General features: G+C 72.8%; 15 protein-coding genes. 8 read left to right on the top strand and 7 right to left on the bottom strand.

From position 1 onward, the window contains the following. Window positions 1-68 precede the first annotated feature (68 nt). Window positions 69-2,051 carry an aconitase family protein gene (locus WME73_RS47860; RefSeq protein ID WP_437742964.1) on the bottom strand — a complete coding sequence of 661 codons (1,983 nt, stop codon included), beginning with the start codon at window positions 2,049-2,051 and terminating at the stop codon, window positions 69-71. 250 nt (window positions 2,052-2,301) lie between these two features. On the opposite strand from WME73_RS47860, the gene WME73_RS47855 reads away from it, so the two are divergent. The 4 genes from WME73_RS47855 to WME73_RS47840 all read left to right on the top strand — a co-directional run bounded on the left by WME73_RS47855 (window position 2,302) and on the right by WME73_RS47840 (window position 7,481). Further along, complete coding sequence (locus tag WME73_RS47855) at window positions 2,302-3,639, top strand: protoporphyrinogen/coproporphyrinogen oxidase (protein ID WP_437742963.1); 1,338 nt, start codon at window positions 2,302-2,304, stop codon at window positions 3,637-3,639. Continuing rightward, window positions 3,636-4,379, top strand: coding sequence for a glycosyltransferase (locus WME73_RS47850; protein ID WP_437742962.1), 744 nt, complete (start codon window positions 3,636-3,638; stop codon window positions 4,377-4,379). The genes WME73_RS47855 and WME73_RS47850 overlap by 4 nt, the downstream gene beginning before the upstream one ends. Before the next feature lie 94 nt (window positions 4,380-4,473). Beyond that, window positions 4,474-6,255, top strand: coding sequence for a glycerol-3-phosphate dehydrogenase/oxidase (locus WME73_RS47845; protein WP_437742961.1), 1,782 nt, complete (start codon window positions 4,474-4,476; stop codon window positions 6,253-6,255). Further along, the gene (locus WME73_RS47840) at window positions 6,234-7,481 is read left to right on the top strand and encodes an FAD-binding protein (protein ID WP_437913949.1); all 1,248 of its coding nucleotides are present in this window, start codon (window positions 6,234-6,236) and stop codon (window positions 7,479-7,481) included. Before WME73_RS47845 ends, WME73_RS47840 begins: the two co-directional genes overlap by 22 nt. A gap of 45 nt (window positions 7,482-7,526) precedes the next feature. On the opposite strand, the gene WME73_RS47835 is transcribed toward WME73_RS47840, so the two are convergent. Continuing rightward, window positions 7,527-8,864: a S41 family peptidase gene (locus WME73_RS47835; RefSeq protein WP_437742959.1), complete on the bottom strand. Its 1,338-nt coding sequence runs from the start codon at window positions 8,862-8,864 to the stop codon at window positions 7,527-7,529. Window positions 8,865-9,255: 391 nt separating this feature from the next. On the opposite strand from WME73_RS47835, the gene WME73_RS47830 reads away from it, so the two are divergent. From WME73_RS47830 to rpsT, 4 genes are all read left to right on the top strand, one after another. After that, window positions 9,256-9,843: an RNA polymerase sigma factor gene (locus WME73_RS47830; RefSeq protein WP_437742958.1), complete on the top strand. Its 588-nt coding sequence runs from the start codon at window positions 9,256-9,258 to the stop codon at window positions 9,841-9,843. Further along, complete coding sequence (locus tag WME73_RS47825) at window positions 9,840-11,345, top strand: hypothetical protein (protein ID WP_437742957.1); 1,506 nt, start codon at window positions 9,840-9,842, stop codon at window positions 11,343-11,345. The genes WME73_RS47830 and WME73_RS47825 overlap by 4 nt, the downstream gene beginning before the upstream one ends. Window positions 11,346-11,419: 74 nt before the next feature. Next, window positions 11,420-11,608 carry a hypothetical protein gene (locus WME73_RS47820; RefSeq protein WP_044967265.1) on the top strand — a complete coding sequence of 63 codons (189 nt, stop codon included), beginning with the start codon at window positions 11,420-11,422 and terminating at the stop codon, window positions 11,606-11,608. A gap of 13 nt (window positions 11,609-11,621) precedes the next feature. Then, window positions 11,622-11,906, top strand: a complete 285-nt coding sequence (gene rpsT, locus WME73_RS47815) for a 30S ribosomal protein S20 (RefSeq protein ID WP_437742956.1) — start codon at window positions 11,622-11,624, stop codon at window positions 11,904-11,906. 300 nt (window positions 11,907-12,206) lie between these two features. On the opposite strand, the gene polA is transcribed toward rpsT, so the two are convergent. From polA to WME73_RS47790, 5 genes are all read right to left on the bottom strand, one after another. Further along, the gene (polA, locus tag WME73_RS47810; protein WP_437913948.1) at window positions 12,207-14,909 is read right to left on the bottom strand and encodes a DNA polymerase I; all 2,703 of its coding nucleotides are present in this window, start codon (window positions 14,907-14,909) and stop codon (window positions 12,207-12,209) included. A gap of 33 nt (window positions 14,910-14,942) precedes the next feature. Then, complete coding sequence (locus WME73_RS47805; RefSeq protein WP_437913947.1) at window positions 14,943-16,280, bottom strand: carboxypeptidase regulatory-like domain-containing protein; 1,338 nt, start codon at window positions 16,278-16,280, stop codon at window positions 14,943-14,945. 19 nt (window positions 16,281-16,299) lie between these two features. Continuing rightward, on the bottom strand, window positions 16,300-16,506 hold the full coding sequence (locus tag WME73_RS47800; protein WP_437713825.1) for a hypothetical protein: 207 nt from the start codon (window positions 16,504-16,506) through the stop codon (window positions 16,300-16,302). Window positions 16,507-16,591: 85 nt separating this feature from the next. Continuing rightward, on the bottom strand, window positions 16,592-18,526 hold the full coding sequence (locus tag WME73_RS47795; protein WP_437913946.1) for a S8 family serine peptidase: 1,935 nt from the start codon (window positions 18,524-18,526) through the stop codon (window positions 16,592-16,594). A 495-nt stretch (window positions 18,527-19,021) separates the two neighbouring features. Continuing rightward, window positions 19,022-20,557 carry an aminopeptidase P family protein gene (locus tag WME73_RS47790; RefSeq protein WP_437913945.1) on the bottom strand — a complete coding sequence of 512 codons (1,536 nt, stop codon included), beginning with the start codon at window positions 20,555-20,557 and terminating at the stop codon, window positions 19,022-19,024. Window positions 20,558-20,593: the final 36 nt, after the last annotated feature.

The following is a 20,593-nucleotide window of genomic DNA, read 5'->3' as shown; positions in this document are numbered from 1 at the left end:
AAGCATTCGTTTTTCCATGATGCCGATTGCGGCCACTATGTGTGTATTACCGCGATAGGCGCTCTGCGTCATGATTCCGGGAATGCGATCTTCCCCGCAATCGCGCTCGCCGCGACGATGAGGGGACTGGCCAGGTAGACCTGGCCGGGCCCGCTTCGCCCCGGGAAGTTCCGGTTGATGGCCGAGACCGTGACCTGTTCCTTGCGGTCGGATACACCGGGACCGGCCTTGATGCACGCGCCGCAGGAGGGGTCGACGAGCTCGGCGCCGGCTTTCTCGAAGATCTCGAGGTAGCCCTTGGCCTCGGCGTAGCGGCGGATGTCCTGCGATCCGAACTGGATGTAGAGGTGCACGCCGTCAGCGACGCGCTTGCCCCGCTCGACCGCCTGGCGCAGCACGGACGCGTACATGTCCATGTCGGCCTTCTTGCCGCCCGTGCACGAGCCTCCGTACGCGATGTCGATCTTCACCGGACCGCCGGCGGCCTCATCGAGCGACCGCAGCGGCACGCCGTTCCTCGGATCGCCCGGGGTCGCGACCATCGGCTCGACCGACGCGAGATCGACGTCGAACGTCGCCATGTACTCCGCGCCGGGATCCGCGCGCACGATGCGCGCGCGCACGTCCTCCGCGGCGAGCCCGCGCTGCTCGACGAGGTAGCGCACGATCTCCTCGTCGGCCTCGATGATCCCCGTGAAGCCGCCCGCCTCGACCGCCATGTTGGTGAGCGTCGCCCGCTCGTCGAGCCCCATCGCGCGGACGCCATCGCCCGCGAACTCGAGCACCTTGCCGATGCCCTGGCCCGTCTTCCAGAACGGCCGCGAGAGCAGGAACAGCATCACGTCCTTCGCCGTGACCCCCGGCCCGAGCCGCCCGGTCAGGTTGAAGCGCACCGACTGCGGCACCGCGACGCGGACGTCGCGCGTGAGCCACGCGTTCGCCATGTCCGTCGAGCCGACGCCGAACGCGAAGCACCCGAGCGCCCCCGCCATGCAGGTGTGCGAGTCGGTCCCCGCCACGATCTGCCCTGGCAGCGCGAGCTCCTCGATCACCTTGTTGTGGCAGATGGCCTCCGAGCCCACGGTCCTGCCGTCGCGCTCGACCTCGCCGTACAGCTTGATCCCGTGCCGCTCGGTGAAGGCCTGCTGCACCGTCGCGAGCGAGGCCGCCTGCTCCCGCAAGCCGAGCCTGAGGTGCGCCTCCGGCATCACGCGATCGAGGAACGTCAGGTGATCCCGGAAGGCGAAGACGCTCTCCGGCTCGGTCACGACCGCGTCCGGCCCGACGCCCGCCCGGAAGAGCGACTCGGCCATCGGCGTGACGTATTCGTGCGAGAAGCGCACGTCGATGCGGGCGAAGAGCGCGTCTCCAGGCTTCACCGCGGGGACGCCGATCTTCCCTGCCCGGGCGTCCACGATCGCGTGCGCCGCGATGATCTTCTCGCACAGCGTCATCGGCCGCGGCGGCGTGGCCAGGGTGGGCGGCGAGACCTCGCCGGCCATCCGCGCCTTGTTGTAGGCGAAGAGGCCACCGTACTCGACGACATCGGCGCTGATCGGGTCGAGCCCGCGGGTGAACTCGCCGATCGGGATCTCGTCGCCCCGCGCGATCCGGTCGAGGAGCGAGAAATCGGTCGTCGTGAGCAGCCCGATGTTCTGGCAGTTCTGGCCGTAGATCTTCTCGATGCTCCTCGCGACGACGATCTGGATCCCCGCCTCGCGCTCCGAGTACGGCGCCGTCTCGCGCGAGCTGCCGCACCCCTTCGAGCGCCCGCTGACGATGACGCCGAAGCCGCCGTTCTTGATGGCGTCGCGCTCGATGTGCCCGCCGCGCAGCCCGACCAGGCAGTAACGGGCGAGCGTCTCGTCGTAGTAGTAACAGACCCATCCCGGCGTGAGCTCGTCGGTCGAGATGTTGTCGATCAGCGCGTGCTGCTCGGGATCGAAGCGAAGCTCGCCGCCCGCCAGCTGCTGCTTCAGGAGCGCCGGGTCCTCGGTCAGGTAGAGGGTCCTCCCGGTGACTTGAACGGACTTCCGGCGGGGGATCGGCATCTGCACCTCGGACGCCCCGGGACGCGCGGCGCGCGCTGGGACCTCTCCACACCTAGTCGCTCTGGGCGGAGGCGCCAACGGCGGTCTTTGCCAGCGCGCGCGGAGCTCCGCGCGGCTTACGTCAAATTACGTCGAAGGCAGGAAATCCAGCATGAGCCGAGGAGCGCCTGGACGGCAGCGTGCCTTGACGACGCACCAGGGAGATGGTGTCTTCGCGGCCGCGGCCGGGCCGCGAGCGATGACCCGACCCATGATCTCCAGCGTTCCCGTCGCGATCCTCGGCGCCGGCCTGACGGGCATGGCAGCGGCGTACCACCTGGGACGGGCCGGCGTGCCGCACCGGGTATTCGAGCGCCTGCCGCGCCCGGGCGGCCACGCGATCACGCTCGAGGACGCCGGCTTCCGCTTCGACCGAACAGGGCACCTCCTCCACCTGCGCGACCCCGCGACCCGGGAGCTCGCGCTGAGCTGGCTGGGCCCCGACCCGCTCGAGATCGAGCGACGTTCGATGATCTGGTCGAACGGCACGTACACCCGCTATCCGTTCCAGGCGAACACCTTCGGCCTGCCGCCCGCGGTGGCCTACGACTGCCTCCGCGGCTTCATCGAGGCGCACTTCGCCAAGGACAGACCTCAGCCAAGGAACTTCGAGGAGTTCTGTCTGGCGCACTTCGGCGAGGGGATCAGCCGCCACTTCATGATCCCCTACAACAGCCGCCTCTGGGGCGTGCACCCGAGCGAGATCACCGCCGACTGGTGCTCCCGCTTCGTCCCGATACCGAAGCTGGAGGACGTGCTCGCCGGGGCGGTCGGGCTGAACGACCGGGAGCTCGGCTACAACGCGAGGTTCCTCTACCCGCGGCTCGGCATCGGGCAGCTGACGCACGGGCTCGCGCGAGCGCTCGCCGAGCAGCGGCCGCGGGACGCGGGAACGCCTGCGCTCGAGCTCAGCCGCTCTCCCAGGTCGATCGACTGGCGCGCGCGCGAGCTCGTGTTCGACGACGAGATCGTCCGGTACGACGTGCTCGTCTCGTCCGCGCCGCTGCCCGCGCTCGTGAGGCTCCTCTCGGACGCGCCTCGCGCCGTCGTCGAGGCGGCTTCCCGGCTGCGCTGCACGCACCTCTACTACCTCGATGTGGCGCTCGACACCCCGTGCGGGCAGCCGCTGCACTGGGTGTACGTCCCGGAGGCGAAGTACCCGTTCTACCGCGTGGGCTGCTACTCCCACTTCTCCGCCGCCATGGCCCCGCCAGGCAAGGCCGGCCTCTACGTCGAGCTCGCCGATCGCGCCGAGCCCGATCTCGCGGCGCTGCTCCCCCGCGTCGCCGACGGCCTCGTCGAGATGGGCCTCATCCCCGCCCCGAGCGCCATCCGCTTCGCCCGCCTGCGCCGCATCGATCACGCGTACGTCGTGTTCGATCACAGCTACTTCGGCTCGCTCGAGGCGGTGCGGCCGTTCCTCGAGGGCCAGCGCGTCCTCTCGTGCGGACGCTACGGCGGCTGGAACTACTCCTCGATGGAGGACGCGCTCCACTTCGGGCGCGACGCGGCGCACCGCGCGCAGGCGCTCCTCGGAGGCGCGCCGTGAGCACAGCCGAGCCTGATCGCGAGGATGCAGGCGGATCGCCGGAGATCTCCATCGTCATCCCCGTTTACAACGAGGAGGCGATCCTCCACGCCGCCGTCGTGGATCTGCGCGAGCGGCTCTCGCCGTTCGGCTGGCGCTGGGAGCTCGTGCTCGCCGAGAACGGCTCGTACGACGGGACCCTCGGCATCGCCGGCGAGCTCGAGCGCAAGTACCCGGAGGTGCGGCACTTCTCGATCGGCGAGCCGAACTACGGGGCCGCGCTCCGCGCGGGCATCGAGCGGGCGCGCGGGCGCTTCGTGCTCTGTGACGAAATCGACCTCTGCGACGTGGATTTCCACCGCCGCGCCATCGCGATGCTGCGGACAGGCGGCGTCGACATGGTGATCGGGTCCAAGCTCATCCAGGGGGCGCGCGACGATCGCCCGTGGGCGCGGCACGCGGCGAGCCAGGTGTACAACGGGCTCCTCCGCGCCACGCTCGGCTTCCGTGGGACGGACACGCACGGGCTCAAGGCGTTCCTGCGCGAGCCGCTCCTCGGGGTCACGCGCGACTGCGTCGTGGACAAGGACGTCTTCGCCAGCGAGCTCGTCATCCGCGCTTACCGCGCTGGCCTGCGGATCGAGGAGATCCCCGTCCGCGTGCTGGAGAAGCGGCGCCCCTCGATCAACCTCACCCGCCGCGTCCCGAACGTGCTGCGCAGCCTCGCGAAGCTGACCTGGGCCATCCGGGTCCGCGGCTGACGGCCGGCTCCGCCAGCCTTCGCGCACCATTCGCAGCGCCGCGCGCGAGGCCGGGCCCGCTCGTGGAAAAATTCTGGCATGCTATACGCCGCAGGTGACGATCCTCCTCTCGAGCGCCGCAAGACCGGCTCGCCGCGCGGACACCGACGTCGACGTCGTGGTCATCGGCGGCGGCGTGAACGGCGTGGGGGTCGCGCGGGACGCTTCGCAGCGGGGCCTGAGGGTCGCCCTCTTCGAGCGCAACGATCTCGCGTTCGGCGCGAGCGGCAACTCGAGCGGCATGATCCACGGCGGGCTCAGGTACCTGACCAGCGATCCGCAGGTGACAGAGAAATCGTGCCGCGACTCGGGCCACATCCAGGCGATCGCGCCGCACCTGCTCTTCCGGATCCCCTTCCTCGTCCCGTTCGAGAACGCGCGGCACGGGCGCCTCCTCTACCCGCTCGCGGACGCCTTCTTCGAGGCGTACGACAACTACCAGCCGCTCAAGCGCGGCAAGCCGCACGCGCGCCTCTCGCCCGACGAGCTCCGCCGGCTCGAGCCGGGGTTGCACGGTGACCTGGTCGGCGGCTTCAGCTTCGACGAGTGGGGGATCGACGGCGCGCGGCTCTGCGTCGCCAACGCGGTCGACGCGATCGAGCGCGGGGCCAAGGTCTACGTGGGGCACACGGTCGAGCGGATCGAGCGCCGCGAGGACACCGGCGAGGTCGTCGCCGTCCGTTACCGGGACCGCACGACGGGGGAAGGTGGGCGGCTCCGCACGAGCACGGTCGTGAACGCGACGGGCGCGTGGTCGCCGATCACATCGTCCCTCGCCGGCCTCCCCGCCGCGAGCTCGCGCGTGCGGCCCGGCAAGGGCGTGCACGTCGTGTTCGACCGGCGCCTCACCAATTACGCGATCATGGCGAGGACGATCGACGGCCGTCAGATCTTCCTCGAGCCGTGGGAGAACATGAGCGTCATCGGCACGACCGACGACGACTTCTACGGCGATCTCGATCAGGTCCGCGCGACGAGCGAGGAGGTCAGGTACCTGGTCCAGGGCATCGCCCGCGTGTTCCCGCAGATCCACGAGGCGCGCGCGATCGGCACGTTCGCGGGCGTGCGGCCCACGCTCTACGCGTTCGGGCCCACCGAGGACGCCCTCTCGCGCGAGCACCAGATCGTCGATCACGCGGCGCACGGCGCGCCGGGCCTCTACTCGATGATCGGCGGCAAGCTGGCCAGCTTCCGGCTCTTCGCCGAGGAGATGACCGACGTCCTCTCGCGTCGCTTCGACCTCGGCGCCCGCTGCGTGACGCACACGACCGCGCTGCCCGGCGGCGATCGCGCGGTGGACGCGCTCGCGCTCTCGCGGCGGATGGAGATCGACGCGGTGGCCGCCCGGCGGCTCGTGTACCGGCACGGCTCGCGCGCGCTCCGGATCGAGGAGCGCGTGCGGCAGCGGCCGCGCGAGGCCGCGACGGTGTGCCCCTGCGAGCCCGTGATCGAGGCCGAGGTGCGTTATGTCCTCCGGCACGAGCTCGCCCGGAGCGTCGCCGACGTCGCGCGCCGAACGCGCCTCGGCCTGGGCGCGTGCGGGGGCATGCGCTGCGCGGCGCGGTGCGGGCAGATCGTGGCGCAGGAGCTCTCGCTCCCGCCGCGCGACGGGATGCGGCAGGCGGCGGCGTTCCTCTCGCGGCAGGCGGTGACCCGCGCGGTCGCGCTCGGCCCGGAGCAGGCGCGGCAGGAGGCCCTCGCGATCGCCAGCGTCCGGTCGGAGCTCGGCGCGCCCGCGGACGACGAGGCGGCGGCGGCTTGCGAGGACGCCGATCGTCGCTCGCAGCGCGCCGCGCGGGAGCCGGAGGAGAGGGCGTGGCGCGATCGATCCTCGTGATCGGCGCCGGCGTCGCCGGGCTCGCCGCCGCGTGGAGCGCGCGGCGGCGCGGGGCCCGGGTCGCGGTGATCTCCGCGGGCGTCGGCGAGACGGCGCTCGCGGGCGGCGCGGTGGACGACGTGCCGTGGGAGCAGATCGAGCGGGCGTCGCGGCTGCTCGGCAGCGACCTGCCCGCGAGCGATCTCGCGCCGGCGGCGAGGCAGTTCGCGGCGGAGCTCGGCCTGTGGGAGCTGCCGCAGGCGGCGGGCGTGCGCCTCGCGACCATCGCGGGGCGGATCCGCCCCGCCCGCGGCAGGGATCGCGCGCTGCTCGACCTCGGCCCGCTCCGCCGCACGCGCGTCCTCGTCCCGCGCGCGGCGCGCGGCGCGTGGGACGCGGACGCGCTCGCGGAGGCGCTCACGGACGAGCCGTTCGCCCGGGCGCGGGGGCTCCGCTTCCTGCCGGTCGACGCGCCGGTCCTGCGCTTCGACGACGAGCGGCACATCGCCGACGGCGATCTCGCGGCCCGGCACGACGACCCGGCGCGGCTCTCCTGGCTCCTCGATCGGCTCCGCCAGGCGCTCGAGGGCGCGGGCGGCGCGGGGGCGATCCTGCTCGGCCCGTGGCTCGGCGCGAGCGCTCCGCGGGCCGAGGCGCTCGCGGCGCGCCTCGGCGTCCCGGTGGGCGAGGCGCTGACGGGCGCCGGCTCGCCGGCGGGGCTGCGCTTCGAGGCGGCGCGCGACGCGCTGCTCGCGGCGATCGGGGCGGCTCAGCGCCACGGCCGCGTGCGCGCGGTGGGCGGCGGGCACCCGGGACCGGGGGCGCCCGACGAAGGCGTCACGATCCACGTCGAGGGGGAGGACGTGCCGCTCGCGGCGGACGGGGTGGTCCTGGCGATCGGCGGCCTCGCCGGCGGCGGGATCGCGTACACGCCGCCCGAGAGCGGCGCCGGCGCCGATTTCCCGGCGCGCGGCGCCGCGCCGTTCGCGCTCTCGATCGCGGCGCCCGTCACGATGGGCGACGATCGCGGCGCGTTCGGCGTGGTGAGCTCCATGCAAGGCCCGGAGCTCGACGTCGTCGCGTGGCCCCGCGGCGAGCGCCTCGGCGCGCTGGAGGCGGTGGGGGTGCGGTGCGAGGGCGTCCGCGCCGCGCCCGGGATCCTGGCGGCCGGGGCGACCATCGCGGGGAGGGCGCGCACCGTGCTCGACGCGGTGACGACCGGGCTCCGCGCCGGCGCCGAGGCCTGACGCGCGTCGAGCGGCGCCCGGCGCAGGTCGCTCGACGCGCGATCCTCAGCGCTGGCGGATCGCCGGGATGGCGCGGAGGAGCTGCTGGTACCCGACGGCGAGCGCGAAGTCGCTCCCGCGGGTGGGATCGGAGGGCATGTCGCCCTCGGGGCCGGCCGCCGCGGCCGCCTCGGCGCGCTTCTCCACGAGCACGGCCCTCGGCGAACGGTCGCCGATCGCCCCTTCGGCGGGGAGGTGTCCCTCGAGATCCTGCTCGCGGAGGATGGCGGCCGGGACCTGCTGCGCCGCGCTCTCGATGACGACATCCGGCCGGATGCCCTGGGCCTGGATCGAGCGCCCGTTCGGCGTGTAGTAGCGCATCGTCGTGAGCCTCACCCCGGCGCCGCCGGGCAGCTCGTAGATGGTCTGCACCGATCCCTTGCCGAAGGTCCTCGCGCCGACGAGCACGGCGCGCCCGCTGTCCTGCAGGGCGCCCGCGACGAGCTCGGCGGCGCTCGCCGAGTACTCGTTCACGAGCGCGACGATGGGCAGCGAGGCGAACGCGCCGCCGTCGTGCGCCTTCGCCTCGTCGACGACCTGGTTGCGCTGGCGCGTCGAGTAGATCGTCCCCGAGGAGAGGAGCTCGTCGGCCACGGCCTCCGCCTCGTTGACGAGGCCTCCCGGGTTGTTGCGCAGGTCCAGGATGACGCCGGCCAGCGGCGCCTTCGATGCGGCGCGCAGCTTCGCCGCGGCGCGGAGCATCTCTTCGTGGGTGCCGTCCTGGAACTGCTTCACGCGGACGTACGCGATGTCCCGGTCGAGGCGCTTCGCCGCGATGCTCGTGACGTGGATCTGCTCCCGCGTGAGGTCGAACGAGAGGGGCTCAGGCACGCCCTGCCGGCGGATCGTGAGCTTCACCCGGGAGCCGGGCGCCCCGCGCATGATCTTCACGAGCTTGTCGAGGCGCTCGCCGCGGACGGGGCGGCCGTCGATCGCGAGGATCTGATCGCCGGAGCGGATGCCCGCCCGCGCCGCCGGCGAGCCCTCGATCGGCGCGATGACGGTGATGTTGTCGTCCTTGGCGTCGACCTCGATGCCGACGCCGCCGAACGTCCCCCCCGTCTCTTCCTGGAACTGGGCGAACTCCGAGGAGTTCATGTACGCCGAGTGCGGGTCGAGCTCCGCGACCATCCCCTTGATGGCGCCGTCGAGGATCTTGCTGCGCTGCGCCGGCTCGACGTAGTTGTTCTCCACGAGCACGAGCACGCGCGCGAGCTGCTCGAGCGGGGCGTAGGGGCTCTGCGCCTGTGTGCTCGCGCCCGCGAGGTGGGAAGTCGCCGCCCCTCCTGCGAAGGCCGCAGCGATGAGCCCCAGGGTGCGCATCCAGCTCGAGAAGCGTTGCATCCGCCGACCATAGCAGCGGTACGGGCGGCGGCGCGGTGCGCCGGCGACGGCCGCGCTCGTTCACACGCCTGCGCGGCGCGCGGTGGGCCGGGCGGCGGGGCGCCGCGCAGGTTTTTCGATGCGCCAGCGCGGGCATATCGCCCGCCAGTCGACGAGGTCATCACGGCGCCCAAGCTCCGGGCGCATGGTTTGTCCTAAGAGGAGTGTTCGGCTATCTTCGCGCGCCTGAACGTGGAACTTGCCTCCTCATCGCCCGGCTTCGCGTTCGCGAAGCGGGGCTCGCCGCGAGGGGCTTCTCTCGCCGAGACGGTCGGGGGCCGTCGCGAGGAGGTGTCCGCGGCTGCGCTGTCGTCCGTGCGCGGGAGACAACTCGCACCCCGAGGCGGCTAGGATGGCCAAACCCACCGATCGTGAGCTCGTCGATCAAGCCCGGAGCGGAGATGCCCAGGCGTTCGGGGTGCTGGTTCGTCGATATCAGAAGCGCATCTTCCGGCTGGCGTTCCACCTTGTCCGCTCGGGCGCGGAGGCAGAGGACGTGACGCAGGAGACCTTCGTCCGGGCCTACCAGGCGCTCGACCGGTTCGACGGCCGGAGCGAACCATTCACCTGGCTCTACCGGATCGCCGTGAACCTCTCGCTCAACATGATCCGGGCCCGCAAGCCGAGCAAGAACTCGACCCCCGCGGACGATCCGCGGATCGAGGCGCTGCTGCTCGAGACGCGCCCGAGCCACGGCGGCGATCCGGCCGCGTCGACCCAGCGGCGCGAGCTCGCGGCCGCGCTCTGCGACGGCATCGACGCGCTCTCGGACACGCTGCGCACGACGCTCATCCTCGTCTGCATCGACGGCGTGCCCCACGAGGACGCCTCCAGGATCCTGGGTTGTCCGGAAGGAACAGTCGCCTGGCGCGTCCACGAGGCGCGCCGCAAGCTCCGCGCATACCTCGCGGAGCGCGGTTTCGGAGGGGACGCCGAATGAACGTCACCGACAAGCTCGACCTCGACGGGATGCTCAACGATTGGCCTGCCCCCGCGCCCTCGACGAACGACGAGGAGGCGTGGGAGACGCGGGCCGCTCACATCGTCGAGGCCGCCATCTCCCGGCGCTCGGAGGACACCGCGGCGGCAGCCGACCTCCTCGCCCCCCCCGACCTCACCGCAGCGCCAGGCGAGGAGCAGACGGAGGACCCTTCGCGCGAAGAACGCGCATCAGGAGAACGCAGCACCATGGGGGACGGATCACAAGCAGCCAGGGCCTCGAAGCCTGAGAGCCTGTCGGGCGGCACCTTGTCGCGGCCGCCGGAGAAAAGACGCCAGTCGCTGAAGGAGATCGCCGAGCGGGTCAGCCAGGCGCCGGGTCGCGCGAGCGGTATGCCCGCGATGAGCGGCTCTGCGCTCTCGACGCCGCTGCCGGCTTCGGGACGCAGCTCGGCGCCGCCAGGGCGTGTGTCCCCGCTGCCGGGGCGCGGCTCGCTCTCCGGCGGCGCCCGCGCGTCGTCGCCGTCCCTGCGGCCGGCGGAGGGGGTGCCCGAGGACTCCGGGGTCATCGATCTGAACCGGCTCAACGCGTCGGCGCCCTCGGAGGTGGAGGCCTCCGAAACGGCGCAGCACGGCGCGGCGGATCGGTTCGGGGATACGAAGGCGGCAGCGGTGATGCCGGTGGCGGCGCGCCGCGCCCCGTCCGCGCCCGTGGCCTCGGCTCCAGCGAAGAAGCGATCCGGCGGGATGATCGCCGGCGCGGCCGTGGCGGCCCTGGGGCTGGCCGCGGCGGTCACCGTCATGGTGAAGACGACGGCGCCGCCGCAGCAGGAGATCGCGGCGACTGCAGCGCCCGCGCCGACCACCGTCGCGGCGCCCGCCGCGCCGCGCGGCGACACGCGGGTGGAGCCGGCTGCTCCGGTCGCCGCGGCGCCGGAGCAGCGCGCCGTGGTCGAGCAGCCCGTGCAAGCGGAGGAGAAGCTCGCCGCGGCGCCCAAGGCGCCAGCCGCCCCGGCTGGCGGCGGCGCTCCTGCGCCGGCGGCCGTCGAGGCGCCGGCCACGCCTGCCGTGTCGCCGAAGCCCGAGCAGGGAAAGATGGCGGCTGCGCCGGCGGCGGCTGGCAAGCCGGGGGACCTCCCCTCGGCCATGCAGGCGGCCGTGGGCGACAACGCGGAGCGACAGCCCTCGGTCGTCTCGGAGGCGCCGGTGCCGGCGTCGGGTCCGCTCCGGCAGCAGAACATCCCCGAACAGCCGTCGCAGGGCTCGGTCCAGGCCGCGCTCGGCTCGGTCATGGGCAGCGCCAAGGCGTGCGTCGCGGGCGCGGACGACGTGTCGCGCGCGCAGATCACGTTCTCGTCGACAGGCCAGGTGAGCAAGGTCAGCGTCAGCGGGTGGGCGGCGTCGAACGGCCAGTCGAGCTGCGTGCAGTCCGCGCTCAAGGGCGCCAACGTGGGTCCTTTCTCCAAGCCGTTTTTCTCGGTCAGCGCGACGATCCGACCCTAGCCAGGGGCGCCTCGCGGAGGACAGCAAACCTCCGGGTTGACACAGCCCCCCCCGTGGGTAGAATGCGCGCCCCCATGGTTTCCGCGACTCAGCAAACCCAGCGCATCCGCCGGCGCAAGGCGCGCACGGCGGGCACCCGCCGCAAGCGCTTCGAGCGCGCACACGGCACCCCCGCGTTCCCGATCCATCCGGCGGGTTACGACCAGAACGCGCCGGACGCCCTGCGCGCTGCCACGCCCGCCGAGGCGCAGGCGAAGAAGTAGGAGAGCTTTTCTCATGGCCAATCACGCATCCGCCGACAAGCGCAACCGCCAGCGCATCACGAGGACGGCGCGCAATCGCGCCATCAAGTCGGAGCTCCGCACGACCGTCAAGAAGGCGCGCACCGCGCTGAAGGGCGTGTCGCAAGAGTCCGCCGCGCCGGTGACCGCCGCGGTGAGCGCGCTCGATCGCGCCGCGTCGAAGGGGACGATCCCCGCCAAGCGCGCGTCGCGCGTGAAGAGCCGCCTCGCCCTCGCCCTTCACAAGGCGAGCGTCGCTGCCAAGACCGCCGCGAGCTGAGAACAACCCTTCCGCACGTACGTCCCGCTCACCGCAAGGTGAAGCGGGCGTCGTCGTTTTGTCTCCCCGGAACGCCGTACGCCCCCGTTGCCGTAGACCTTCGCTGCCGTTCCGCCGCCACCGTCACAGCCACAGAGAGCGCGTCTCTTCTCCGTCCCTCTCCCAACCCATGACGCCAGCGGCGGGCACCCGCACAGGAGACGGGTCCAGATCGGCGTTTTCGGCGCGGAAGCGTACTCCGGTACGCTGAGCACCGAAAACGCCGAGATGGGCCCGTATCCGAAGCGGGTGCCCGCCCCTTCAATGAGCGTCGGCCCAGGTGAGGCCGTGACCTACGTCGACGACGAGCGGGACGTCGAGCGGGAAGACCGACTCCATGGCCTCCCGCACCTTCGCCTTGGCCTCGTCCACGGCCGCGGCCGGCACCTCGAACGCGAGCTCGTCGTGCACCGTGAGCACCATGCGCGCGCCGGGGACGACGGGGCGCGGGACGCGCACCATCGCGAGCTTCAAGAGATCCGCCGCCGTCCCCTGGATCGGGGTGTTCTGGGCGATGCGCTCCGCCTGAGCGCGGCGCATGCGGTCGCTGCTGCGCAGATCCGGGAGCAAGCGGCGCCGGCCGAGCAGCGTCCGCACCGACTCGGAGCGCTTCGCCTCGGCCATCGTCCCCTCCATGAACTCGTGCACGCCGCGGTAGCGCGCGAAGTAGGCGTCGATGAAGCGCGCCGCCTCCGCCCGCGAGATGTCGAGCCGCTTGGCGAGCGCCGACTCGCCCATGCCGTAGATCACGCCGAAGTTGATCGTCTTGCTCCGGCGGCGCATCTCGGCGGTGACCCCTGCCTGATCCACGCCGAAGATCTCCATGGCCGTGCGCACGTGCACGTCCTGCCCGGTGCGGAAGGCGTCGACGAGCACCGGGTCCTTCGAGAGGTGCGCGAGGACGCGCAGCTCGATCTGGGAGTAGTCGGCGCTCACGATCACGCTCCCGGGCGGCGCGACGAACGCGCGCCGGATCATCCGGCCGAGCTCCGTGCGGATCGGGATGTTCTGCAGGTTCGGGTCCTGCGACGAGAGCCGCCCGGTCGCGGCCACGGCCTGGCCCCAGCGCGTGTGGATCCGGCCCGTGCCCGGGTGCACGAGGCGCGGCAGCGCGTCGACGTACGTGCCCTTGAGCTTGGCGATGGCGCGGTGCTCGAGGACCACCCCGGGGAACGGGTGCTCCTCCGAGAGCGCCTCGAGCACGTCGGCGTCGGTCGAGCGGCCGGTCTTCGTCTTGCGCTGGGAGCGCAGCTTGAGCTCGTCGAACAGGACCGCCTCGAGCTGCTTCGGCGACGCCAGGTTGATGTCGTGCCCCACGATCTCGCGCGCCTTCTGCTCCAGCGCGGCGAGCTCGGTCGTCATCTGCGCGCCGAGCTGCGCGAGCGCCTGCGGGTCGACGAGGACGCCCGTGAGCTCCATCTCCGCGAGCACGGCGGAGAGGGGCAGCTCGATCTGCACGAGCAGGTCCTCGAGCTTCTCGGCGCGGAGCCGAGGGCGCAGCCGATCGGTGAGCGAGAGCGCGACGTCGGCGAACGCGGCCCCGTAGCTCGACGCCTCGCCGAGCTCGATCTCGTCGAGGGCGCGCTGCGCCTGACCGCGGCGCTTCGGGGCCACCTCGTCGAGGGTCTGCATCTTGGCGCCGAGCTCGCGCTCGGCGAGCTCGTGGAGCTGGTTCTTCCCCTCGGGATCGAGCAGGTAGCTCGCCAGCATCGTGTCGAAGGAGACGCCCACGAGCCCGATGCGGTGCCGCAGGAGGATCACCTCGCAGAACTTGACGTCGTGGCCGACCTTCGGGAGCTCGGGGTCGGCGAGCAGCGGGCCCATCACCGCGTCGATGTCGCTCATCGAGAGCTGGGCCGGCGCGCCGAGGTAGCGGTGGCCCAGCGGGACGTACACGGCTTGCCCCGGCTCGCAGGCGAGCGCGACGCCGCAGACGTGGGCGCTCATCGGCTCGCGGCTCGTCGCGAGCACGTCGAGGGCGAGGCGGCCGGCCGCGCGCGCCGACCTGGCGAAGCCCTCGAGCTCCTCGCGCGTCGTCAGGACCCGGTAGGTCGCCGCGCGCGCGGTCGGCTCGGGCGCGCGGACCGCCTTCAGGAAGCGCGAGAAGCCGAGCTCGGTGAAGAGCTCGCGGAGCCTGCCGGTGTCCGCGCCGCCGTAGCGCAGCGTCTCGAGGTCGAGCGACACGGGCGCGCCGCCGTCGAGCGTCACGAGCTTCTGCGAGAGGCGCGCGTCGGCCTCGTTCTGCTGGAGCGACTCCCGGATGCGAGGCTTCTTGACCTCGCCGATGCGCTCGTAGATCGCCGAGAGCGAGCCGAACTGCGCGAGCAGCTCGGCGGCCGTCTTCAAGCCCACGCCGGGGACGCCAGGGACGTTGTCCGAGGTGTCGCCGACGAGCGCGAGCAGGTCGCGCACCTGCTCCGGCGGCACCCCGAACTTCGCGACGACCTCGGGGTTCCCGTAGACCTTGTCGCGCATCGCGTCCCAGAGCATCACCTGCTCGCCGTCGACGAGCTGCATCAGATCCTTGTCGCTCGACGCGATGACGACGCGCAGCCCCCGCTCCTTGGCCCGCGCGACGGCGACGGCGACGAGATCGTCCGCCTCGAGCCCCTCCTGGATGAAGATCGGGATGCGGTACGCCTCGACGATCTCCCGGCACCGGCTCATCTGCACCCCGAGGTCGGGCGGCGGCGGCGGCCGGTGCGCCTTGTAGCGGGGGTCGAGCTCGTCGCGGAACGTCTTGCCCGGGGAGTCCATCGCCACGCCCAGGTACGCGGGCTTCCGCTCGTCCACGAGCTTCGTGAGCATCGCGACGGTGCCGTACGTCGCGTGGGTCGGCTCGCCGCTCGGGCTCGAGAGCGGGCTGATCGCGTGGTAGGCGCGGAAGACGTAGCCCGACAGGTCGACGAGGTAGAGGACGTCCGGAGCTCCGGCCGGGGGAAGCGCGGTAGGGCGCGTGGACATGGACCGACCCTTAGCACCTCGGCGCGCGGCCGTTCACCGAACCACGACGTCGCGCCGTATCGTCACGTCGAGGGTGCGCCCTTCCCGCTCCACGCCGACGGTGACGACCGTCCCCGCCGGGCCGCGGAGGCGCTGGATGCAGTCGGCGAGCTCCAGCTCCGTCGTGGGCCGGCCGTCGATGCGGGCGATGACGTCGCCCGCCAGGAGCCCGGCGGACGCCGCAGGCCCCCCCTCGACGACGCCCGCGATGATCACGCGGCCCGAGGAGAGCGAGAGCATCGCGCCGATGCCCGTGAGCTCCTCGCGCGCCCCGCCGTCGTCCAGCTGGCGGAGCTCGACGTCGACGCGCGTCGACTGCGCGCCGCGCGCGTCGAGGCCGGACACGATCTTGGCCATGTACTGCTGGTGGCGCACGCGCACCGAGAACGGGCCGCTGGCCGGCACCCCTTCGAGCTCGTAGTCGCCGTTCGCGTCGGTGAGCGCGAGCGAGATCGCGTTCGCGCCCGACGAGGTCGCGGAGTCGAGCTCGACCTGGGCCTCGACGACCGGCGCGCGCGACGCGGCGTCGACGACCCTGCCCCTCAGCGTCGCGCCCTGCGGCAGCACGATCCGCACGCGTTCGGCGGCGCGGCCCGCCTCGACGTCGACGGCCCGGCTCCGCGCAGGCGGGCGTCCGGCCGAGCTCGCCGTCAGCACGTAGCGGCCCGGGGCGAGCGCGTCCCACCGGAAGGCGCCGCCCGGATCCGACACCTTGCGCGCGCGACCGTTCACGCCCGCGTGCGCGCCGGACCCGGCCGGCGTGAACGACTCGATCGCCAGGAGGTACGCCTCGACGGGCCTGCCCGATGGATCCACGACCTCTCCCACGATCGCGCCCGCGGCGAGCAGGCGAAGGACGTTATCGCGGCCCGCGGCGACGCGCGTGGGCTCGGCGTCGCCGTACGGAGGCTGCGCGGCGGTGGCGGTACAACCGTCGGCCTCGGCCGGCAGCTCGAAGCGCCCCTCGGCGTCGGCGCCCGCAGAGTTGCCCGGCGGTTCGCGGCAGCTGACCAGGGCGCCGGCGCTGGGATGCCCCTCCGGATCCAGCACGACGCCGCGGACCGGCCCCACGCTCGCGGCCGTGATCTCGCGCGGCGGCGGCGCAGGTGGCGCCGGCGGCGCGGGTGGTGCCTCGACCTCGCGCGGCGCCGTGAGCTCCGGCTGCGGTGGAGGGAGCAGCGCGGCGGCCGGCTCGCGCCGGGCCGGCATCACGGGGCTGGGGCGCGGCAGGAGCAGCCAGACGAGGAGCGGCATGACCAGCAGCGCGACGGAGAGCAGCGCAGCGGAGAGCCAGGCCCTCCGCTGCGCGCCTGCCGTCCGGATGTCCGCCATGCCATCCTCCGCCGCCGGTTCACCGGCCGGCGTCGGCCTCGTCCGCCGAGCCTTCGCCCGCACCTTGAGGGGCCGCGCTCGAGTTGGCCGGCCCGTCCGGCGACGCCTCGTCCGTGGGACCGAGCGCGGGGCCCCGTGGCTCGGCGGGCCACGGCGTCTCGCTGGAGGAGCCGCCGCACGCCCCGAGGAGCAGCATGAAAGGTAGGAGCAAGGTGCCGGACCGCATCGCCGGCATCCTAGCTCGTTTTTGCAGGGTGGTCATGACGGCCGGGCGCACCGCCGGCCATGGAGCGAGCGCGGCAGGCGCCGGCTCAGCGCGTGGACAGGTTCGTCCGGGCGATCCAGAGGCAGGCCGCGGCGTTGACCGCGCACCACACGACGAGGGCCATCCGGCCGAAGGGACCGGCGGCCTCGCCGAGCAGGACGACCGACGTGAGGTAGGCCGCCGTGCCGACGGCGAAGCCCGCGATCGCCGGCCGGAGCCTCTTCACGCCGAAGAAGAGCGCCGTGAGGCCGAGCGGGACGAGCGCGTTGGCGAGCGGCAGCCAGCGGTGGACCGAGGCGCCGATCAGCAGGTCGAGGTCGGCGATCGGCCGGGCCAGCACGTCGACGGCGAGCTCCACGCGCGGCAGGAGCCACGGCGCGAAGAAGAACAGCCCCGGCCCCGCCGCGAGCGCCGGCAGGAGGAAGCTCGCCCGCCACGGGCTCGTGGCTGTCGCGTCCTTCTTGCGGGCGCGGCGCGCGACCCACGTCGCGAGCACCAGCAGCGCGAGCAGCCGCGCGACGATGTGGCTCTGCGTCACGCGCACGACCGAGCTCGCTGCGTCGAGGATGCCGGCCCCGTAGAGGAGCTTGCCGCCGTCGGAGTCGTCGACGACGCGCGCGCCTGCGCGGAGCGCGTCCTCGACCGCGCGCGGGTCCGTCACGCCGAGGCTCACGAGCAGCGCCGCCGCGCCGGCCACGTGGGGCGCGGCCATCGAGGTGCCGCTGTACGCGTAGAAATTCTGGCACTTGTCGCGCCCGCGGTTGCAGATGGTCTGCTGGGTGACGTTCACCCCGGGTGCGGCGACGTCGACGCCCTGGCCGCGCGAGGAGAACCGCGCGATCTTGTCGTTCACGTCGGTGGCGCTCACGCCGATGACGCCATCGGAGGCGCCGGGGAACTGCACGCGCCCGCCGGTGTTGCCGGCCGCCGCGACGACGACCGCGCCGCGCGCGACCGCGTCGTCGATCGCGCTCTGGAGCACCTTGGAGTTGCGGGGGCCGCCGAGGCTCAGGTTGATGACCTGGGCGCCGTGCTCGGCCGCCCACCGGATGCCGTCGGCCACGTCGGCGGTCGTGCCCCAGCCGCTCTCGTTCAGCACCTTGACCGGCATGAGCCGCGCGTGGAACGCGAGCCCCACCGCGCCGAGGCCGTTGTTGGTCGACTGCGCGATCGTCCCGGCGACGTGCGTGCCGTGCCCCTGGTCGTCGTTCGCGTGGGTCGTCTTGGTGACGAAGTTCCATCCCTCCACGCACTCGGTCGAGGCCAGGTCGGTCCCCTTGGTGAAGGGCCCGTGGTCCTCGCACGCGATGCCCGTATCGACCACGGCGACGGTGACGCCGCGGCCGGAGGCGAAGTCCCACGCGCGCTCGGCGCCCACGCGCGCCATGTGCCACTGGTCCTTCATCAGCGGGTCGTTCGCGACGAACGAGGCGCGCACCCAGGCGAGCGGCTCCGCCGCCTCCACGCGCGGATCGCGCGCGAGCCGCTCCAGCGTCGCGCTGACCGGCCCGTCCACCGTGGCGATCTGGATCCTGGTCTGTGACGTGAGCGCCGTCGGCAGCACGCGCAGCGAGAAGTCGCGCACGAGGTCCGCGAGCGAGGCGTCGTCGAGGTCGTCGCGCGCGTCGACGACGATCTGCCCGGGGATGTCGTAGCTGGTCTCGTCGAGCTCGGAGGCCATGCCGTGCAGCGGCTCGCCCGCGGTCGCGACCGGTTCGACCAGGAGGTCCGGGCCGCGCAGCGACGGGCCGACGTCGACGGGTAGCGCAGGGTTGACGTACCCAGGGAGGCGAGGCTCGAGCATCCCCGGCGAGCGCGCGGCGAGGACGGCCCCGGCGCCTTGGCCGTCCGTCCCATCCTCGGCCCTGGCCGCGCCCGCCGCTGCGACCACCGCTGCCGCGGCGAGCAGCGACGTCGCGAGCGCGCGTCCGGTTCGGAGATTTGCGGTCCCTGGCCAACGCAGAAGGCGAGACGTGTGCATGCGGGTCTCCTCATCGGCAGGGTAGCGCCGCCGCCCGCGAGCAGCCATCGATCCAGCATCCTCGCGCCGCGCCCATTGCGTCCGTGCGCCAGCCCCCCTTTCGCGCCCCTCGCCGTGTCCCGAGGCATCAACCGCCATCCTCAACCACGGACTTCCTGGAACACCCGACACCGCCCCACCGCATCCCCTCAAGGCCGAGCTCAACCGCCCAAGCTCCCGCCACCGCTCCCCACGGCAGAGCCGCCGGTGGCGGGTGGGGCCGCGCGGGAGGGCGGCGGGGGTGGGCCCCACAAATCCGAGCGCCGGCCCGCATCGAAGCGAGTCGCCCCCAGCCCCACCCCCCCCGTGTGTGCGGCAACAGCCCCCCAAAAGGCGCGAGTTTGTGGGGGGACCCCCGCCGCCCTCCCGCGCGGCCCCACCCGCCACCGGCGGCCCCCGCGTCTGGGGACGCCCTCCAACTCGCTCGCCTGGGCCGTTCCCCGCCCGCCGTTCAGTTCACTGCGGCGTGGCCCAGAGTCCCGCCATCCACGCTTCCACGTCGCTCACGGACCTCGGAATATCGCTCGACAGGTTCCGATACCCCGTCTCCGTGACGAGGATATCGTCCTCGATGCGCACCCCGATACCGCGGTACCTGGCCGGGACGGTCTCGTCATCGAGCTGGAAATAAAGCCCTGGCTCGACCGTGAGCACCATGCCCGCCTTGAGCTTGCCGAACTTGTAGACCTGCTGCCGCGCCTGCGCGCAGTCGTGCACGTCGAGCCCCAGCATGTGGCTGACGTTGTGGAGCGAATACCGGCGGTAGAGCTGCCTGTCTTCCTTGAGCGCCTCCTCGGCGGAGACGTGGAGGAGGCCGAGCCGCTCGAGCCCCCGGGCGAGCACCCGCATCGCCGCCCGGTTCGGCTCCATGAAGTCGTTGCCCGGCTTCACCTCGCGGATCGCCGCCTCCTGCGCCTCGAGCACGAGCTCGTAGATCTCGCGCTGCTCCCTGGAGAACTTCCCGTTGATCGGCAGGGTCCTGGTGATGTCGGCCGTGTAGAGCGCGTTGCCCTCGACGCCGGCGTCGACCAGGAGGAGCTTGCCCGGCTCCAGCGCGCCGTCGTTCCTCGTCCAGTGCAGGATGCACGCGTGGTGGCCCGACGCGGCGATGGTCCCGTAACCGACGTCGTTGCCCTCGACCCGGGCGCGCAGGTTGAAGGTGCCCTCCACCTCTCGCTCGCTCCGCGCGCGGGGGAGCGCGCGGATGACGTCCTCGAAGCCCCGCTTCGTCGACGCGACGACCGCCTCGAGCTCCTGCACCTCGAGGGCGTCCTTGAGGAGGCGCATCTCCGAGAGCGCCTCGCCGAGCTGCTTGTCGCGATCGTGCCGGGCGAGGAGCTTGTCGACGCGCTCGGACATGCCGCGGAGCACGCGGTGGGGGCGCGTCACCGTGCCGACGAGGCCGCTCAGGTACGCGTCCAGCTCGGGGAGCCCGCGGCACTCGTCGACGCCGAAGTGCGCGCGGCTCTGCTCGACGCCGAGGCGGGGGCCGACCCAGAGCTCGCCCTTGGCGCGATCGGTGAAGAACGTCTTGTCGCTGCGCCCGGGGTTCGGCTCGACGAAGAGGATGTCCCGGTGCCCGCCCCCCTCCTGCGGCTGCAGCACGAGCACGCAGTCAGGCTCGAGGTTGCCCGTCAGGTAGAAGAAGTCCGAGCCCGGGCGAAAGCGGTAGTGCGTGTCGTTGGCGCGCACCTTCTCGTGCCCGGTGGGGATGATGAGCGTCTCCGCCGGGAAGAGCTTCGACAGGGAGCGGCGGCGGGCAGCGAACACCTCCGCGTGCGCGATCGCCTGCGGGAGCTCCCCGGACGCCGGCGTCCAGCGCTCCAGCATGAACGCGATCAGCGCCTCCGGCAGCGTCGAGTCGTGGCTCGCCGGCTTGACCTCGGCGCCGGGAGCCGCAGCCGCGGGCGCCTCGGCCGGGCCGCCGGCGGGCGCGCTGTGGGCAGGATCTGCCTGGAGGGGGGCGGCGCTGGTCTCGGGCGTGTGGCTCATGAGGCTCGAACTATGGGTCGATCAGGTGAGGTCGTT

It is taken from the genome of Sorangium sp. So ce302 (genome assembly GCF_051530145.1).
GTDB lineage: Bacteria > Myxococcota_A > Polyangia > Polyangiales > Polyangiaceae > Sorangium > Sorangium cellulosum_B.
This window is presented reverse-complemented; position numbering and strand designations above follow the sequence as displayed.

Bases quoted from the DNA above. Each gene is read 5' to 3' on its own strand.
- WME73_RS47860 (WP_437742964.1), bottom strand. From the start codon at position 2,051: ATGCCGATCCCCCGCCGGAAGTCCGTTCAAGTCACCGGGAGGACCCTC.
- WME73_RS47855 (WP_437742963.1), top strand. From the start codon at position 2,302: ATGATCTCCAGCGTTCCCGTCGCGATCCTCGGCGCCGGCCTGACGGGC.
- WME73_RS47835 (WP_437742959.1), bottom strand. From the start codon at position 8,864: ATGCAACGCTTCTCGAGCTGGATGCGCACCCTGGGGCTCATCGCTGCG.
- WME73_RS47830 (WP_437742958.1), top strand. From the start codon at position 9,256: ATGGCCAAACCCACCGATCGTGAGCTCGTCGATCAAGCCCGGAGCGGA.
- WME73_RS47825 (WP_437742957.1), top strand. From the start codon at position 9,840: ATGAACGTCACCGACAAGCTCGACCTCGACGGGATGCTCAACGATTGG.
- WME73_RS47820 (WP_044967265.1), top strand. From the start codon at position 11,420: ATGGTTTCCGCGACTCAGCAAACCCAGCGCATCCGCCGGCGCAAGGCG.
- rpsT (WP_437742956.1), top strand. From the start codon at position 11,622: ATGGCCAATCACGCATCCGCCGACAAGCGCAACCGCCAGCGCATCACG.
- polA (WP_437913948.1), bottom strand. From the start codon at position 14,909: ATGTCCACGCGCCCTACCGCGCTTCCCCCGGCCGGAGCTCCGGACGTC.
- WME73_RS47805 (WP_437913947.1), bottom strand. From the start codon at position 16,280: ATGGCGGACATCCGGACGGCAGGCGCGCAGCGGAGGGCCTGGCTCTCC.
- WME73_RS47800 (WP_437713825.1), bottom strand. From the start codon at position 16,506: ATGCGGTCCGGCACCTTGCTCCTACCTTTCATGCTGCTCCTCGGGGCG.
- WME73_RS47795 (WP_437913946.1), bottom strand. From the start codon at position 18,526: ATGCACACGTCTCGCCTTCTGCGTTGGCCAGGGACCGCAAATCTCCGA.
- WME73_RS47790 (WP_437913945.1), bottom strand. From the start codon at position 20,557: ATGAGCCACACGCCCGAGACCAGCGCCGCCCCCCTCCAGGCAGATCCT.